The organism is Escherichia sp. E2586 (assembly GCF_005781105.1).
Taxonomy (GTDB): Bacteria; Pseudomonadota; Gammaproteobacteria; order Enterobacterales; family Enterobacteriaceae; genus Escherichia.
Map to the genome: position 1 here is coordinate 33,049 of NZ_VATN01000011.1, position 15,948 is coordinate 48,996.

The window sequence follows — 15,948 nt, forward strand, 5'->3', positions numbered from 1 at the left end:
AGAATTGAACTAAAAATTCAAAAAGCAGTATTTCGGCGAGTAGCGCAGCTTGGTAGCGCAACTGGTTTGGGACCAGTGGGTCGGAGGTTCGAATCCTCTCTCGCCGACCAATTTTGAACCCCGCTTCGGCGGGGTTTTTTGTTTTCTGTGCATTTCATCACTCTCCCTTCGCAATAAACGCCCGTAGTAACTCATTGCCACACGGTATGATTTCGCCCTTAACTTATTGAAGGATGACTTCAGGCAAGGAGCGACCATGCTGCAACATGTTCCAACGCGTGCGTTTCACGTGATGGCGAAACCGAGCGGTTCCGATTGTAATCTGAACTGTGACTACTGTTTTTATCTCGAAAAACAATCCCTTTACCGTGAAAAGCCAGTCACGCATATGGACGAAGACACGCTGGAAGCGTATGTCCGTCACTATATCGCCGCCAGCGAACCACAAAACGAAGTCGCTTTTACCTGGCAGGGCGGTGAGCCAACGCTGATGGGGCTGGAGTTTTACCGCCGTGCCGTAAAGTTACAGGCGAAATACGGTACTGGCAGGAAGGTAAGTAACAGCTTCCAGACTAACGGTGTGCTGCTCGATGACGAATGGTGTGCATTTCTGGCAGAAAATCATTTTCTTGTTGGGTTATCTCTGGATGGTCTGGCTGAGATCCACAATCAATATCGCGTGACCAAAGGTGGCAGACCAACGCATAAGCTGGTGATGCGTGCCCTGATGCTGCTGCAAAAGCATCATGTCGACTATAACGTGCTGGTCTGCGTCAACCGCACCAGCGCGCAGCAACCGTTGCAGGTTTATGATTTTTTGTGCGATGCGGGAGTCGAATTCATCCAGTTTATTCCGGTGGTCGAGCGCCTGGCTGATGAAACAGCTGCCCGCGATGGACTGAAACTACATGCGCCCGGCGATATTCAGGGTGACCTGACGGAATGGTCGGTGCGCCCCGATGAATTTGGTGAGTTTCTGGTGGCGATATTCGACCACTGGATCAAACGCGACGTCGGCAAGATTTTCGTGATGAATATCGAATGGGCGTTTGCCAATTTTGTTGGTGCGTCGGGTGCGGTTTGCCATCATCAGCCAACCTGTGGGCGCTCGATGATTGTTGAGCACAACGGCGACGTTTACGCCTGCGATCACTATGTTTATCCGCAATATCGACTGGGGAATATGCTTCAGCAGACCATCGCAGAAATGGTAGATTCTCCGCAGCAGCAGACTTTTGGTGAAGATAAATTTAAGCAGTTACCGGCGCAGTGTCGCAGTTGTAACGTGTTAAAAGCGTGCTGGGGAGGCTGCCCGAAACACCGCTTTATGCTCGATGCCAGCGGCAAGCCAGGGCTGAATTATTTGTGTGCCGGGTATCAGCGTTATTTCCGCCATCTACCGCCGTATCTTAAAGCAATGGCTGATTTGTTGGCGCACGGTCGCCCGGCCAGCGACATTATGCAGGCGCATTTGATGGTGGTGAATAAGTAAAAAAAGCGGCCATTTTGTGGCCGCCTGCGGTTGATTGCCGGATGCGGCGTAAACGCCTTATCCGGCCTACATGATCGTGCAAATTCAATAAATTGCAGCGTTCTGTAGGCTGGATAAGATGCGTCAACATCGCATCCGGCAAAGGCAGATCACTGCGATAGCGCCGGATTAGTCAGATTTAATCTGCGCGCGTGGAGGATATTTCTTCAGGATCTCCATATACGCGTGCATTTCGGTTTGCAGTGGTACTCCCATCGGGATATGGCGCACGCCGATAGAATCGCTTTCCTGTGGATCGGTGTAGAGGTTAAACACCGACGATCCGGCTGTTTGCATTACCGTGCCGGTGAACCCACCCTGATACCCGCTCTGGGTATAAGCGTAAGGCTGCTGAATCAGGACGTGATACTTGAACTCATCCATACGCACAGCAGAGAGTTTGCCGTTGAGGAAGTAGTGCTCGGCCTTACGGTTAGACTGGCCGTTTGTTCCCAGGAAGAAAGATGTCTGGTCTACACCATCGATAAAGGTGGTTTTCGGCACTAAATTCGCAACTTTCGCCCCAGGATGCCCCGCCAGATCCAGTGCTGTTGGGAAGAGATCTGCCAGATCAACAATACCGTCAGATTTACGCGGTTGGATCATGCCTTTCCAGTACACGAAAGTCGGAACGCGAACGCCGCCTTCCCAGGTAGATCCTTTCGCTCCACGGAACGGTGTGCGACCGTGCGGAGGCACTTCGGCTTCCGGACCGTTATCGGAGGTGAAGACAATAAGCGTGTTATCCAGCTGACCGTTTTTCTCCAGCGTTTTGTAGAGATTAGCGAACACATCGTTCATCTCTACCATGCAGTCACCATACGAGGTTCGTGCCGGAGAGCTACCCGCATATTTGGCGTTCGGGTAGTTATCGAAGTGGCAGCCGCGAGTGCCATAATAGAGGAAGAAAGGTTTATCACTCTTCGCCATCTTGTCGAGGAACTTAACGCCATATTCCATCCAGCGTTGATCCAGGTCTTCCATATATTTCGGCGTAATGTCAGCAATGGCCTCCTGTTCGCCGCCGCGTACAGCATGAACATCATCTTTGCTAAATGGTAATTGCTTGATGTATTCAGAACGGTCCGGACTCAGGGCGACTTCCGGGTTGACGTGAACATCGCGCCATTCGGTATACATATCGGACACGGAGTTGAAGCCACGGAAATCATCAAAGCCGACGTTCTGCGGCTGCGACTCTTTGTTTTCCCCCATATGCCATTTCCCGATAGCCTGGGTGACGTAACCTTGGTCGTGCAGCAATTGCGGCAGGGTGGTTAACCCTTGCAGACCGCCCGGTTGCCCGTACATCGGCGGCATCAGAATGCCGTGGTGGATGGAGTATTGTCCGGTGAGAATGGTGGCGCGGGTAGGGGAAGAACTTGGTTGAGAATATGCAGAGGTTAAAATCAATCCCTGGCTGGCAACGGCGTCAATATCTGGCGTTGGGTTACCTACCGCCACGCCACCGCCATTAAAGCCGACATCCATCCAGCCCACGTCATCCAGTAAGAAAACAACCACGTTCGGTTTCTTACCGGTCTTTTTCTCTAATTCCGCCAGCTTCTGCTGGGTTTCTTTATCCTGTGCCGGATGCTGCATCACAGGCATCATATTATCGGCAATGGTGGTCGCCGGTTTAACCAGGTACTGGTTAGGGTGATCATACCCGGCATAGCCTTCGCGCGCGGTAGCGGTTGACGGGGTATCTGCAGCACTGGCCAGCAAAGGAATAGCGGCGGCGATTGCGATCACCAGTAGTTTGGGTGAAAACGAAATTTCCATGCAAAATGCTCCGGTTTCATGTCATTAAATGGATGACGTAATTAAGCATTGATAATTGAGATCCCTCTCCCTGATAAAATGGGTATATAAATAATTATGATGAAAATATATTATTTATTTGCCATGAGAATGAATCGAAAGATCAGGAGAGCGTTTTCAATCCTACCCCTGGTGCGGGGGATATGTAAGGCAGGTTTATTGTATAGTGTTGATTATTGATGCTGTTTTTGATTAGGAGTGTAATTAATATATATATTGGTTATTAAATATTTTTAACAATTCACAGTATTTATAATTAAAGAGAGTAAGGTGCTGGATAATATTTGCTCAGGTAATTATTGCGAATGAAAGAAACCTGGATTGCAGAATTTTCTCATAACAAGTATTAAAGGATGTTATTTCCCGGGCCTGTATGGCATAATAATTGGGTAGATGCTCATTCCATCTCTTATGTTCGCCTTAGTGCCTCATAAACTTAGGAATGACGCAGAGCCGTTTACGGTGCTTATCGTCCACTGACAGATGTCGCTTATGCCTCATCAGACACCATGGACACAACGTTGAGTGAAGCACCCACTTGTTGTCATACAGACCTGTTTTAACGCCTGCTCCGTAATAAGAGCAGGCGTTTTTTTATGGCTGAATAAACAACAGGCTACGTCGCTCTTGCGTCATTGGTTGTGCATTTAGCACCCTTACAAGGGAGCCTACCGTGACGATGGGAAGAAACTGATTATTCTCTATTCCGGTTAAATCGCGTCCGCAGCGAGCGGCGATATCTTCGACCAGCTCTTCTAACTCAACGGCATCGTTTACCAAATCCAGATCTTCGTCCAGTTTATCGTCGGCTTTAAGTGGCAGTGGGTAGCCGATATAGCCGTTTTCTTGCAAGGTATTCCACACAGCCCGAATGATCCATGTATCTACGGTACGAGGATTAAACTGGCGTGCAAACTGACAAATGGAAAGCCCCTGACGTTTATCGGCCATGATTCGGCGTTTCTTGAGGAGCTTGATTTTATCCTGCTTCGCGGCGGCTATCAGAGACACAATAAAAAGTGATAACCAGAAGATGAAGGTGTTGCCCGTACGCACGAAGGAAATAGTCAGCCAGCCTACGCCAGCCAGAGCAGCACATATCAAAAAGCAGAGTAACAACCTTACCCGAACAGGATTACTTTCAGGCGATGGCAAGCGGAAAAGGTAGCGGGAAGGCATGCGCATTTTTGACATCCTTGTAAAAAAATATCGCCTCTGAACGAGGCGATATAAATTACTGCGGCGGGTTGTTCTGCAACGTCAACATCAAACCGTCGCGGCGCATCGATGCGGCTTCTTCCGGTTTGTGCAGTCTGTCCAGCGCGTCGGCAAGCCATGCGTAATCGTAGGCGTCCGGGCGTTGTTTCAGTGCCGCGCGGAAGGCGAGCGATGCTTCCTGCCATTCACCGTGTTTCATCAGCGACTGACCCAGCGTGCTCCACAACAGCGGGCGATCGCCGACGTTTTTGATTTGCTGGCGTAGCACTTTTTCAAGCTGTTCCGGATTGTTGGTTTTCAGTCGTGGGATCGGCAGCAGTAGGCGATCATCATACTGGCGTTTCAGGCCGTCGATGATAATTTGCTGGGCAGTATCATGATCGTCACATTCAATAAGATGTTCCGCCATTGCCACCTGCAAAACCACCTGATGACGCGTTTTCCGGCTTTGGTTTTTCCACCAGTTACGTAAACCTTCGCTGCCGTCATCGGCCCGTGCCTGATTCATCAGACCAATCCATGCCTGTTGTTCCAGTATTGCGCGATGTTCTTCATCACCAACGTGGGCTTTCGCCATTGACGGGATTATGTCCAGCAGTGAACTCCACGCGCCGGTACGGATATACGCTTGTTCTGCCAGACGCAGCACTTCCGGATGGCGTGGTGTGACTTCGAGTAACTTATCCACGCCGTGGCGTGCCGCATGATTTTCATTACGCGCCAGTTGCAGGCGAACGCGGGCGATTTCCACCGGAATAGTGTCGTTGCCCGCAAGTTCCGCTGCGCGTTCCAGATGCTGATTGGCGCGCGCTTCATCCCCGCGTTGCTGTGCGGCTTCGGCAGCCAGCAGGTAGTTCACCACCGGCTGTTCAGCGTGATCGGCATTTTTTGACATCAGCTTTTCAACTTGCTGATAATCGCCTTCTGCCAGTTTTAGCAGCGCCTGTTCAGTCTGCTTACGTGCGCGGCGACGCTTACGTCCGACAAACCAACCCCGGGTGTGCGCGCCGGTGCGGAAGATCCGCCGCAGTAGCCACTCAATGGCAAACAGCACGACCATCGCCAGAATCAAAATGATCGCCAGGCCAGTCACGCTGGTTTCGATATTGTAGTTGTCGGTCTGGATCAGTACGTAACCCTGATGACCGGCAATCATCGGGCCGACCACGATCCCCGCAATCAGCAACACAAAGAGCAATAACACTTTTAGCATGGTTATTCTCCTTGCGGCGCGGCTGCCGGGGCATCAGCTTGCGGTGCAGGTGCAGGTGCAGGTGCAGGTGCAGGTGCAGGTTTAGCTTCCGTTGCCCCTGCTGCCGGTTGTGCCAGCAGGTTACGCACGCGAGTCTGCATCAGTTTTTCCAGCATCGCCTGGCTTTGCAGTGTTTCCGGGAGATCCATCGAGATATTTTGCTGGCTTAACTGGTCCACCTCGTCGAGAAACGCTTTGGTGGTGGCATCTTCAGTATCGTAATAAGCACGAACCCAGGTGGAGACGTTCTCCAGCGCCTGGCGGTACGTCTCTTCCTGATGACGCGGCACTGCTTGTGCGGCGACCAGCAGACGGGAACGAATATTTTCGCGCAGATAGATATCCTGATTCGGCGCTAACAGCGGTACGGCAGTATCATCACGACGGCGAATCGTAATGAAGTTGTCCATAAAACTCTGCCAGCTTTTTTGCAGATTGACGCGCCATTCGCTGATGGAGCTGGAAAGCTCTTCACCATCGGAATCCATTGGCGAACCGTCGCTATCATTGTCGGCCAGACGCAGGTTATCCACTTGATTAGAGAGCTGATTCAACTTGAGGATAATGCCGTCATAATCCACCTGCGTTACCGCAGAAAGGCTGGCAATATCATTGGTAATTGCCCGACGAACAGCAATAAGGCTGGGGTCATTCATATCTGCCAGGCTGGCATCAGCGCTTTTCAGTAACGCTGCTGCGGTGGTGACGTCCTGATCGCTCCAGAGTTTACGTCCGGCAAGTTTTACCAGAAAGTCCGCCTGTGCCAGAAGCCAGGTTTTGGCATCGCTACCAGAGATGGTAGCGACCTTTTGTTGGACTTCATCCAGCTGTTTTGCCAGCGTTTCTTGCTGTCGATTCGCCTGCTCTAACTGTACAGCCTGTTGCTTAATAATGCCTTCCAGCTCCGCTTTTTGGCTTTCCTGGGCTTTTTGCAGTGCCGTGAGTTGGCTCGCCAGGGCATCGCTGGTGGCAGTCTGACTGACGGCCTGTTGTTTACCCCAGCCATACAAACCGACGCCTGCTGCCAGAGCAATGGCGATAGCCACCGCACTGAGAATCAGAGCGGTACTATTCTTACTCTTCTTTTCTGCAACGACAGGTTGTGGCGTGGTGTCCACGGCCTCCCTGGTATCTTCAACCACGGCGGAGGTTTTTTCTTGTTCCGTCATTATGGCTTCCTGTTATGAGAGTTATTGTAATGCCCGTAAAAGCGCATCGTTGTCAGCGTTATCGGCGACCTTAATGTCATTCCAGCCCAGTTCCCGGGCGAGTTTCGCCAAACGCTCACTGACGACCAAAAGCCGACAGCGTAGTAACCAGTGCTCACGATACCATTGTGGGATCAATGACCAGAGTTGATGCAACATTTCACCGCTGGTAACAACGACGGTCGTCACCTCGCGGGATTGCCAACGCATCGCCTCTTCTGCACCGTCATAATGAATGGCGCACCGTTGATAACATTCACAAAAAGTGACTTCAGCACCGCGTGCCGTCAGAGTTTCTCCTATCAGCTCACGACCGCCGTTGCCACGTAATATCAGCGCACGTTTGCCCGCAATACTTTGTAATTCCGGTAATTGTAGCAAGACTTCACTGATTTCCCGATCCTGCGGATAACGAACCTGGTGCCCGCTCACGGTATGCAGCGCCAGCGCAGTGGTGCGGCCGATGGCGAAATAACCAGCAAGTAATGGCCATTTAAGAGCTTGCTGATGCAGTTGTGATTGGGCAAAAGCAACGGCGTGTTGCGAAAGGGCAAACAATAGATCGCCTTTACCAAGTGCTGATAGCTGGTCGGCAAGTTGTGGTAATTGCCGACCCGGGGAAAACTCTATCAGCGGAAAATGCCAGGCCACCTGCCCCAGTGTGCGCAGACGGCTCACTAACTCTTCTCCAGCTGGAGATGGGCGGGTGACCAGGATACTCATGCTGGCGCGTCTCCGTTGTAGACTTCAGCGAGAATCTCCCGTGCGCCGTTATTCAGTAGCTCTTCCGCCAGTGAAATCCCCATTTGCTCGGCATCCTGCGGCGCACCGCGGCGTTCACCACGAATAATCTGCGAACCGTCCGGCGCACCGACCAGCGCACGCAACCAGATTTTGCCGTCGACAAGTTCGGCATAGCTGCCAATCGGCACCTGACAACCCCCTTCCAGACGGGTATTCATCGCACGTTCAGCGGTGACGCGTAGCGCGGTTTCATGGTGATTAAGTGCGGCAAGAAGCTCGCGGGTACGCGTATCATCAAGGCGGCATTCAATACCTACGGCACCTTGTCCGACTGCCGGAAGAGAAATTTCTGGGGGCAGCGCAGCGCGAATGCGGGACTCCAGCCCTAAACGTTTTAATCCAGCCACGGCAAGAATAATGGCATCGTATTCGCCGTTATCCAGCTTGCTAAGGCGTGTTCCAACGTTCCCACGCAGAGAGCGGATAATCAGGTCCGGGCGGCGTTCCGCCAGTTGGCACTGGCGACGTAAGCTGGAAGTCCCGACGATACTGCCAGCCGGTAACGCATCCAGATTGTCATAATTATTGGACACAAAGGCATCACGCGGATCCTCGCGTTCGCAAATGGTGACCAGCCCCAGACCTTGCGGGAATTCAACCGGCACATCTTTCATCGAATGTACGGCGATATCGGCGCGGTTTTCCAGAAGCGCGACTTCCAACTCTTTAACAAATAAGCCTTTTCCGCCTACTTTCGCCAGCGGCGTATCAAGAATTACATCGCCGCGCGTCACCATCGGTACTAGTTCAACGACTAATCCCGGATGGCTCGCCATCAACTTGTCTTTGACATAGTGTGCCTGCCAGAGTGCAAGTGGGCTTTGGCGTGTGGCAATTCTTAAAACATTGTCTAACATGCTTGTTACCGTCATTATCATCCGTGGTCCATCCTAACATCCTTGCTGGAGCGATGTCAGTGTTGTGGTGAAACGTTGACGTTAATGCAAAACGTAAATTGAATCCTGACAGGCGCTTCAAGCCGTCGTAATAAGGAATTTACAGAGAATAAACGGTGCTACACTTGTATGTAGCGCATCTTTCTTTACGGTCAATCAGCAAGGTGTTAAATTGATCACGTTTTAGACCATTTTTTCGTCGTGAAACTAAAAAAACCAGGCGCGGAAAGTGGTAACAGTTACCTTTGACATACGAAATATCCCGAATGCCGCGTGTTTCCGTTGATGTTGCCGGAATCACAGACATGACGGGTAGCAAATCAGGCGATACGTCTTGTACCTCTATATTGAGACTCTGAAACAGAGACTGGATGCCATAAATCAATTGCGCGTGGATCGCGCGCTTGCTGCCATGGGGCCTGCATTCCAACAGGTTTACAGTCTGCTGCCGACATTGTTGCACTATCACCATCCGCTAATGCCGGGTTACCTTGATGGTAACGTTCCCAAAGGCATTTGCCTTTACACGCCTGATGAAACCCAACGCCACTACCTGAACGAACTTGAACTGTATCGTGGAATGTCAGTACAGGACCCGCCGAAAGGCGAGCTTCCGATTACTGGTGTATACACCATGGGCAGTACTTCGTCCGTAGGGCAAAGTTGTTCCTCTGACCTGGATATCTGGGTCTGTCATCAATCCTGGCTCGATAGCGAAGAGCGCCAGTTACTACAACGTAAATGCAGCCTGCTGGAAAGCTGGGCTGCCTCGCTGGGTGTGGAAGTTAGCTTCTTCCTGATTGATGAAAACCGTTTCCGCCACAACGAGAGTGGCAGTCTGGGGGGCGAAGATTGCGGCTCCACCCAGCATATACTGCTTCTTGATGAATTTTACCGTACCGCCGTGCGTCTCGCCGGTAAGCGTATTCTGTGGAATATGGTGCCTTGCGACGAAGAAGAGCATTACGATGACTATGTAATGACGCTCTACGCGCAGGGCGTGCTGACGCCAAATGAATGGCTGGATCTCGGCGGCTTAAGCTCGCTTTCTGCTGAAGAGTACTTTGGTGCCAGCCTTTGGCAACTCTACAAAAGTATCGATTCCCCGTACAAAGCGGTGCTGAAGACACTGCTGCTGGAAGCCTATTCCTGGGAATACCCGAACCCACGCCTGCTGGCGAAAGATATCAAACAGCGTTTGCACGACGGCGAGATTGTGTCGTTTGGCCTCGATCCGTACTGCATGATGCTGGAGCGTGTTACTGAATACCTGACGGCGATTGAAGATTTCACCCGTCTGGATTTAGTACGCCGCTGCTTCTATTTAAAAGTGTGCGAAAAACTCAGCCGTGAACGCGCCTGCGTAGGCTGGCGTCGTGAAGTGTTAAGCCAGTTGGTGAAAGAGTGGGAATGGGACGATGCTCGTCTGGCAATGCTCGATAACCGTGCTAACTGGAAGATAGATCAGGTGCGTGAGGCGCACAACGAGCTGCTCGACGCAATGATGCAGAGCTACCGTAATCTGATCCGCTTTGCGCGCCGCAATAACCTTAGCGTCTCCGCCAGCCCGCAGGATATCGGCGTGCTGACGCGTAAACTGTACGCCGCGTTTGAAGCATTACCGGGTAAAGTGACGCTGGTAAACCCGCAGATTTCACCTGATCTCTCGGAACCGAATCTGACCTTTATTTATGTACCGCCGGGCCGTGCTAACCGTTCAGGTTGGTATCTGTATAACCGCGCGCCAAATATTGAGTCGATCATCAGCCATCAGCCGCTGGAATATAACCGTTACCTGAATAAGCTAGTGGCCTGGGCGTGGTTTAACGGCCTGTTGACTTCACGTACACGCTTGTACATTAAGGGCAATGGCATTGTTGATCTGCCGAAGTTGCAAGAGATGGTGGCCGATGTGTCGCACCACTTCCCATTGCGTCTGCCCGCACCGACGCCAAAAGCACTCTACAGTCCATGTGAAATTCGCCATCTGGCAATAATTGTTAATCTGGAATATGACCCGACGACGGCATTCCGTAACCAGGTAGTACATTTCGATTTTCGTAAGCTGGATGTTTTCAGCTTTGGTGAAGAGCAAAAATGCCTGGTGGGTAGTGTTGACTTGCTGTACCGCAACTCGTGGAACGAAGTGCGTACGCTGCACTTCAACGGTGAGCAGTCGATGATTGAAGCCCTGAAAACCATTCTCGGCAAAATGCATCAGGACGCCGCACCGCCCGATAGCGTGGAAGTCTTCTGCTACAGCCAGCATCTGCGCGGTTTAATTCGCACCCGCGTGCAGCAACTGGTTTCTGAGTGTATTGAACTGCGTCTTTCCAGCACCCGCCAGGAAACTGGGCGCTTCAAGGCACTGCGCGTTTCTGGTCAAACCTGGGGTTTGTTCTTCGAACGCCTGAATGTATCGGTACAGAAACTGGAGAACGCCATCGAGTTTTATGGTGCTATTTCGCATAACAAACTGCACGGCCTGTCAGTGCAGGTTGAAACCAATCACGTCAAATTACCGGCGGTGGTGGACGGCTTTGCCAGCGAAGGGATCATCCAGTTTTTCTTCGAAGAAACGCAGGATGAAAATGGCTTTAATATCTACATTCTCGACGAAAGCAACCGGGTTGAGGTGTATCACCACTGCGAAGGTAGCAAAGAGGAGCTGGTGCGTGACGTCAGCCGCTTCTACTCGTCATCGCACGACCGTTTTACCTACGGCTCTAGCTTCATTAACTTCAACCTGCCGCAGTTCTATCAGATTGTGAAGGTCGATGGTCGCGAACAGGTGATTCCGTTCCGAACCAAATCTATTGGCAACATGCCGCCTGCCAATCAGGACAACGATACGCCGCTATTACAGCAGTATTTTTCGTGATGAGCGAGCCGGAAAGCGAGGCTTATCCGGCATGCAATTTTAGCGGAAACTGACTGTTTCACCCGCCTGCTGCGTTGCCGCCTGTTCCAGCAAATCCCAGAAGGTTTCACCGCTACGGTCGCAAATCCACTCATCGCCTTTCAGATCAAAATGGTAGCCGCCCTGTTTGGTTGCCAGCCATACCTGGTGCAGCGGTTCCTGGCGGTTGATAATGATTTTGCTGCCGTTCTCAAAGGTAATGGTCAGCACGCCACCGTTGATTTCGCAGTCGATATCGCTGTCGCCATCCCAGTCGTCCAGGCGCTCTTCAATGGTTAGCCACAGTTGGTCAGCCAGGCGATGAAATTCACTGTCGTTCATTGTAGTTTCCTGTTTTTAGGTGATGGCGGCAGTATAACGGCATGGGGTCAGGGCTTCAAAGGTTGCCCGTCTTTTGCTGCGTTGCGGCATGATTCATCCGTCACCGGAATAATAATGTCTCTGTTTTGAACTTCACGCACATTTTCCTCTCTGACACGAGTTTTCGCCGGGCAGGGGGAGGGCGTAATCCTTACCTCTGTATCGGTCCATGTATAAACATTGCGATCGTCATAAGCGAAGCGCTCGTTTTTAGTTAGCGGACCGTTAACTGGAATAATTTGCACGCTCTTTGACCGTAATTGGCGGATAAAGTAAGCATACTGTTTACCGCTATTAAATGAGTGATCAATGACCAGATCTGGCGTATCCAGCGGGATTATCTCAAGCTGGTCTTCACCAAATGCCGATAATTTTGTTACATACAGCCGATCTTTATACTGCGCAATATTGCCAGTAATCAGATGAAATTGTTCAGGTTCAATACCCGGTAGGTCTATCCACTTGCTCCACTGACGGTCGGGCGTGAGCTGTTTACGCCAGCGAACGCGACTTTCCCCTACTTCAAAAGAGACGTCGCCATCTATAGGTATTGCCTTGCCAGATAATTGACCAAAGGGATAACGATGCTGACCATTGTTGTCACGAAAAACCAGCAGTGAATGAGGTATCCAGCGAATTATCTCAAATGCGTCTGCATTCGCCGCAAGGCGAACGCCATTTAAATAAATTTTCTGCCCACTGCGGATAAGCAGGTCATTGAAATACATTTCTCTGTTTACATTCATAAGACGTGGATTAATACCCCACCATCTTTTTTCTAATACAGTAACACCACTGTTGTTCCCCTGACGTCGACTGGGCAAATTGAGACTATATTTATCGACCGCGAAGCGGCCCATAACCTGAAAACTGGCAATATCGACAGCGGGTGTTTCCGATGGATTGTTAACGATTTTGCCACGCCAGATAATAACGCGGCCGTCTGTCTCCAAATGGTATTCCTTATTTTTTATGCGTATTTCATCGGTGGGTATATAGCCTTCCACCAACTCCCGCTTTCCGGATATATTTGTCATAAGGCGAAAATCGGTCCTGTTATCTTCGGAATTTGAGCAATGATTTCCTCATCCTCCCCATTACTTTTACCGTAAAACATCATTCCGTGATCATTATAATAGTCGAACCCTGTGGCCTGTACGGCAGGTGTCAGAAATGTGTGCCATAACAGGATAAGTGCAAGTGTGATTATTTGACCATACATTTTGTCACCTCATTGCGTGGGGCAGGAATAAATTCGCCGTCATCGGTAGTTTTTCCGTCCAGATATCCCGTTTTGTAATTTACACCATAGCCATATCCCGAATAAAGCTGTAAACGTAGGGGTGATCGCGGGCAAAGGAATGGTAATTAAGATAAGCTTCGCGTTCATCCGGAGAGCGGTTATCCAGTAAGATCAATAGCCCGTCAGATTCAAATAATTGTAAACCGGAATGGGTTGACCACACTTCGGTACGCGTAAGTAATATTAATGTATATACATATGTTGAGTTTATTTATATAAAATAATGTCTAAAAAGGCTGAGGATGTATTTTTATAGAGTTACTTTATTCTAATTATGTAGGTTCTTGTTCTTAACGAATGCTATTGGTTAATGAAAAACATAAAGAAAACGTTTGGAATATATCTATTATTTTTTTTCTTGCTCTCTAATTCAATCTTTCTATAAGTAGACTGAACTATACATCTATAGTCACATAATAACATCATGTTGTTATAAATGCTATGTTTTTCAAATTTAAGCGATGTAGGTTAAATTTGAAAATTAATTTCAAGGGAAATTAATTTAAACTCACGAGCATAACCTTTATGGTAATATATTAAATATTAACAGCGGCATAATAAAAACTTACCCAAGTATAGATACATCAGTATACGTGACATCACTAAAAATTGTGAGAGAGTCTTGTTATGGAGTAAAATTTTTTGTATTATGTCTATCTGCTAATTAACATTGTTATTGTCATTCAAAGATAATGGATAAGTTGTGCTGTAACTGTTAATGTTGTAATCCCTGCCTAATTATTTTTATTCATCACTAATGATGCTTAATGAAATCATTTTTCATAGATAATTAGTTGCGGAGATGATTGAATGATTTGGTTATGAAAAGAAAACATATCAATTGAGTTTGTTATTTTTTACCTCAAAAATATATTTATTCAAATTTTGTCTCCTGCACTTATCTAAATATAATTTTGATTGTTGTGATAGGAAAGCGTTTATTGTTTACACAATAATAGCAATATTGGCTCCAATTTATTTCCCCTGGGCTCTATTTTGACGGAACATGTTAACCTAAAAAAACCTTACAAATACAATAAACACATTCTTAACAGTAGGTCATGTCTGAATGAATAAAAACATCGTAAAAATAGCTCCTATTAATAACAAGACTGATGTCGTTGTTACAAATTACTATATTGCAAACTCAATGCTAGTTAATATAAAAAGTGGTAGCGTTACAATAAGAAACTTAAAAAACTTATCCGATTATACTTTAACGAAGGGTGTTTATTTTATAAAAAAAGATATTTTTGTTGGTGTTCTTAATACTTATGATAAAGATAAATTACTTTTTGATATTATTGACATCCCCGTGAGTATGCTTAATTATTTTTGCAGGGAGAATAGTGATGTAGCTGAAAATAGAAATGAATGGATAATAAAAACGATAATTCCTGGATGCGATGAGTTGATAAAAAAAATAGAAGATGGTAATGGTAATCTGACGAATAGCGATGGAATAAATACACATCTTCATTGTCATTCTATAGATGTTGACAAAAATACCACATATATCCTTTGTTATTTACTATCAAATTTTCTAGAAGATGGGAAAATTCCATTTATAATACATAGTTCAGCAGAGTTAACATTAACAGAGAAAATATATGATATTATTTATGCTGATACAAGAAAGAACTGGACATTGGAATCAATATCAAAAAAAATATATCTAAGTAAATCAACGTTAAAAAGAAAGTTAAAAGCGGAAGGAACCACATTTTCTACAATCTTTCTCTTGGCTCGAATGAAAAAAGCCGCAAGGCTACTCAGAACGAATAACAACTCCATTAGAGCCATTGCAGAAGATTGTGGATTTAATAATCCATCTTACTTTTCAACAGTTTTTAGAAAAATTTTTAATACAACCCCTAAGAAATATAGAGAATTATTTTAAATTAAGAATATGCTTCAATATTTATCATATTGCTAACTCTGAATTGCATAAGAGAAATGTCGCAAAAATCAATAAAATATGAACTATAATTTTCTGAAAAAAATACGAAAACATTATAAATATTTATAATAAAAACTTATCCAAGGGAGAGTGTTGTTTATGCTTATTGCTCGGCTGATTATTATTACATAATAGGTAGTGTTACTATAAGTGAACTGGGTATCGGAAGAATAGAGGGTTTAATATTTATTATAGCCTCTATTCTTAAACCCGTTATCATTTCATATAAATACCATTCATAGAAATGCTAGTTTAAGGCTATTATCAGGTGGAGCTGTGAAATTAGTATATTATGATACTTTGAAGTAACTAATGTATTTAGCATGACTGCTCTTCTCAGATATATAGATCAAGGTTACCTTGAACCATTTTAAAGAGGGATAGATATTGCTATTTAAAATGCTACAATTATAAAATACCATAAATATCATCGTCAGGTGCTGAACATCCATGTTGACGATTAGAACCTTATTTTTTTTGCAAAGTATTGTTTTTCAATAGTGTCATCATATTCTTATTTTATGACGTTAACTAAATAGCAGCTAATCCCGCTACATGCACCGTTTACTGACATGTGGGTTGTTGTGTAAGGGCAACAAACTGTCGGTCAGATACAGCAGGGGCCAGGCGAAGATAATGGCTCTACACCTTACCCTGCAATGGTTAACTGAA

General features: G+C 47.4%; 10 protein-coding genes, 1 tRNA gene and 2 pseudogenes. 4 read left to right on the forward strand and 9 right to left on the reverse strand.

Annotation, left to right across the window (positions count from 1 at the left end; all coding sequences use genetic code 11):
* The first annotated feature begins 33 nt into the window (after window positions 1-33).
* Together FEK50_RS13205 and FEK50_RS13210 are read left to right on the forward strand one after the other, a co-directional pair.
* Window positions 34-110 (forward strand) — tRNA-Pro (locus FEK50_RS13205).
* Window positions 111-256: 146 nt separating this feature from the next.
* Window positions 257-1,492: an anaerobic sulfatase maturase gene (locus FEK50_RS13210; protein WP_131162280.1), complete on the forward strand. Its 1,236-nt coding sequence runs from the start codon at window positions 257-259 to the stop codon at window positions 1,490-1,492.
* Window positions 1,493-1,660: 168 nt separating this feature from the next.
* Here the strand turns inward: FEK50_RS13210 and aslA are convergent, their stop codons facing one another.
* The 6 genes from aslA to hemC all read right to left on the reverse strand — a co-directional run bounded on the left by aslA (window position 1,661) and on the right by hemC (window position 8,694).
* On the reverse strand, window positions 1,661-3,316 hold the full coding sequence (gene aslA / locus FEK50_RS13215) for an arylsulfatase AslA (protein ID WP_130209412.1): 1,656 nt from the start codon (window positions 3,314-3,316) through the stop codon (window positions 1,661-1,663).
* 633 nt (window positions 3,317-3,949) lie between these two features.
* Window positions 3,950-4,540 (reverse strand): hypothetical protein, encoded by a 591-nt coding sequence (locus tag FEK50_RS13220; RefSeq protein ID WP_131162279.1) that lies wholly within the window; start codon window positions 4,538-4,540, stop codon window positions 3,950-3,952.
* A 49-nt stretch (window positions 4,541-4,589) separates the two neighbouring features.
* Window positions 4,590-5,786, reverse strand: a complete 1,197-nt coding sequence (gene hemY, locus FEK50_RS13225) for a protoheme IX biogenesis protein HemY (protein WP_131162278.1) — start codon at window positions 5,784-5,786, stop codon at window positions 4,590-4,592.
* Window positions 5,787-5,788: 2 nt separating this feature from the next.
* On the reverse strand, window positions 5,789-6,994 hold the full coding sequence (hemX, locus tag FEK50_RS13230) for a uroporphyrinogen-III C-methyltransferase (protein WP_131162277.1): 1,206 nt from the start codon (window positions 6,992-6,994) through the stop codon (window positions 5,789-5,791).
* A gap of 21 nt (window positions 6,995-7,015) precedes the next feature.
* Entirely contained in the window at window positions 7,016-7,756 is a 741-nt protein-coding gene (gene hemD, locus FEK50_RS13235; protein WP_130261206.1) for a uroporphyrinogen-III synthase, read from the reverse strand.
* Window positions 7,753-8,694, reverse strand: coding sequence for a hydroxymethylbilane synthase (gene hemC / locus FEK50_RS13240; protein ID WP_130209422.1), 942 nt, complete (start codon window positions 8,692-8,694; stop codon window positions 7,753-7,755). The genes hemD and hemC overlap by 4 nt, the downstream gene beginning before the upstream one ends.
* Window positions 8,695-9,067: 373 nt before the next feature.
* Between hemC and cyaA the strand changes: the two genes are divergently transcribed.
* On the forward strand, window positions 9,068-11,614 hold the full coding sequence (cyaA, locus tag FEK50_RS13245; protein ID WP_131162276.1) for a class I adenylate cyclase: 2,547 nt from the start codon (window positions 9,068-9,070) through the stop codon (window positions 11,612-11,614).
* A gap of 39 nt (window positions 11,615-11,653) precedes the next feature.
* Here cyaA and cyaY read toward each other — a convergent pair whose 3' ends face one another.
* From cyaY to FEK50_RS24330, 3 genes and pseudogenes are all read right to left on the reverse strand, one after another.
* A complete protein-coding gene (cyaY, locus tag FEK50_RS13250) occupies window positions 11,654-11,974 on the reverse strand; it encodes an iron donor protein CyaY (RefSeq protein WP_000999947.1) in 321 nt (106 codons plus the stop codon).
* A 47-nt stretch (window positions 11,975-12,021) separates the two neighbouring features.
* Window positions 12,022-13,235, reverse strand: a pseudogene (locus tag FEK50_RS13255) (DKNYY family protein).
* A pseudogene (locus FEK50_RS24330) lies at window positions 13,220-13,497 on the reverse strand (DKNYY family protein); the annotation flags it as partial. The pseudogenes FEK50_RS13255 and FEK50_RS24330, both read right to left, overlap by 16 nt.
* A gap of 888 nt (window positions 13,498-14,385) precedes the next feature.
* Here FEK50_RS24330 and FEK50_RS13265 point away from each other — a divergent pair.
* A complete protein-coding gene (locus FEK50_RS13265) occupies window positions 14,386-15,216 on the forward strand; it encodes a helix-turn-helix domain-containing protein (protein ID WP_131162275.1) in 831 nt (276 codons plus the stop codon).
* The last annotated feature ends 732 nt before the right edge of the window (window positions 15,217-15,948 follow it).

What these genes read in the sequence shown, in the direction of transcription:
- FEK50_RS13210 (WP_131162280.1), top strand. Translation starts at nt 257, where the DNA reads ATGCTGCAACATGTTCCAACGCGTGCGTTTCACGTGATGGCGAAACCG.
- aslA (WP_130209412.1), bottom strand. Translation starts at nt 3,316, where the DNA reads ATGGAAATTTCGTTTTCACCCAAACTACTGGTGATCGCAATCGCCGCC.
- FEK50_RS13220 (WP_131162279.1), bottom strand. Translation starts at nt 4,540, where the DNA reads ATGCGCATGCCTTCCCGCTACCTTTTCCGCTTGCCATCGCCTGAAAGT.
- hemY (WP_131162278.1), bottom strand. Translation starts at nt 5,786, where the DNA reads ATGCTAAAAGTGTTATTGCTCTTTGTGTTGCTGATTGCGGGGATCGTG.
- hemX (WP_131162277.1), bottom strand. Translation starts at nt 6,994, where the DNA reads ATGACGGAACAAGAAAAAACCTCCGCCGTGGTTGAAGATACCAGGGAG.
- hemD (WP_130261206.1), bottom strand. Translation starts at nt 7,756, where the DNA reads ATGAGTATCCTGGTCACCCGCCCATCTCCAGCTGGAGAAGAGTTAGTG.
- hemC (WP_130209422.1), bottom strand. Translation starts at nt 8,694, where the DNA reads ATGTTAGACAATGTTTTAAGAATTGCCACACGCCAAAGCCCACTTGCA.
- cyaY (WP_000999947.1), bottom strand. Translation starts at nt 11,974, where the DNA reads ATGAACGACAGTGAATTTCATCGCCTGGCTGACCAACTGTGGCTAACC.
- FEK50_RS13265 (WP_131162275.1), top strand. Translation starts at nt 14,386, where the DNA reads ATGAATAAAAACATCGTAAAAATAGCTCCTATTAATAACAAGACTGAT.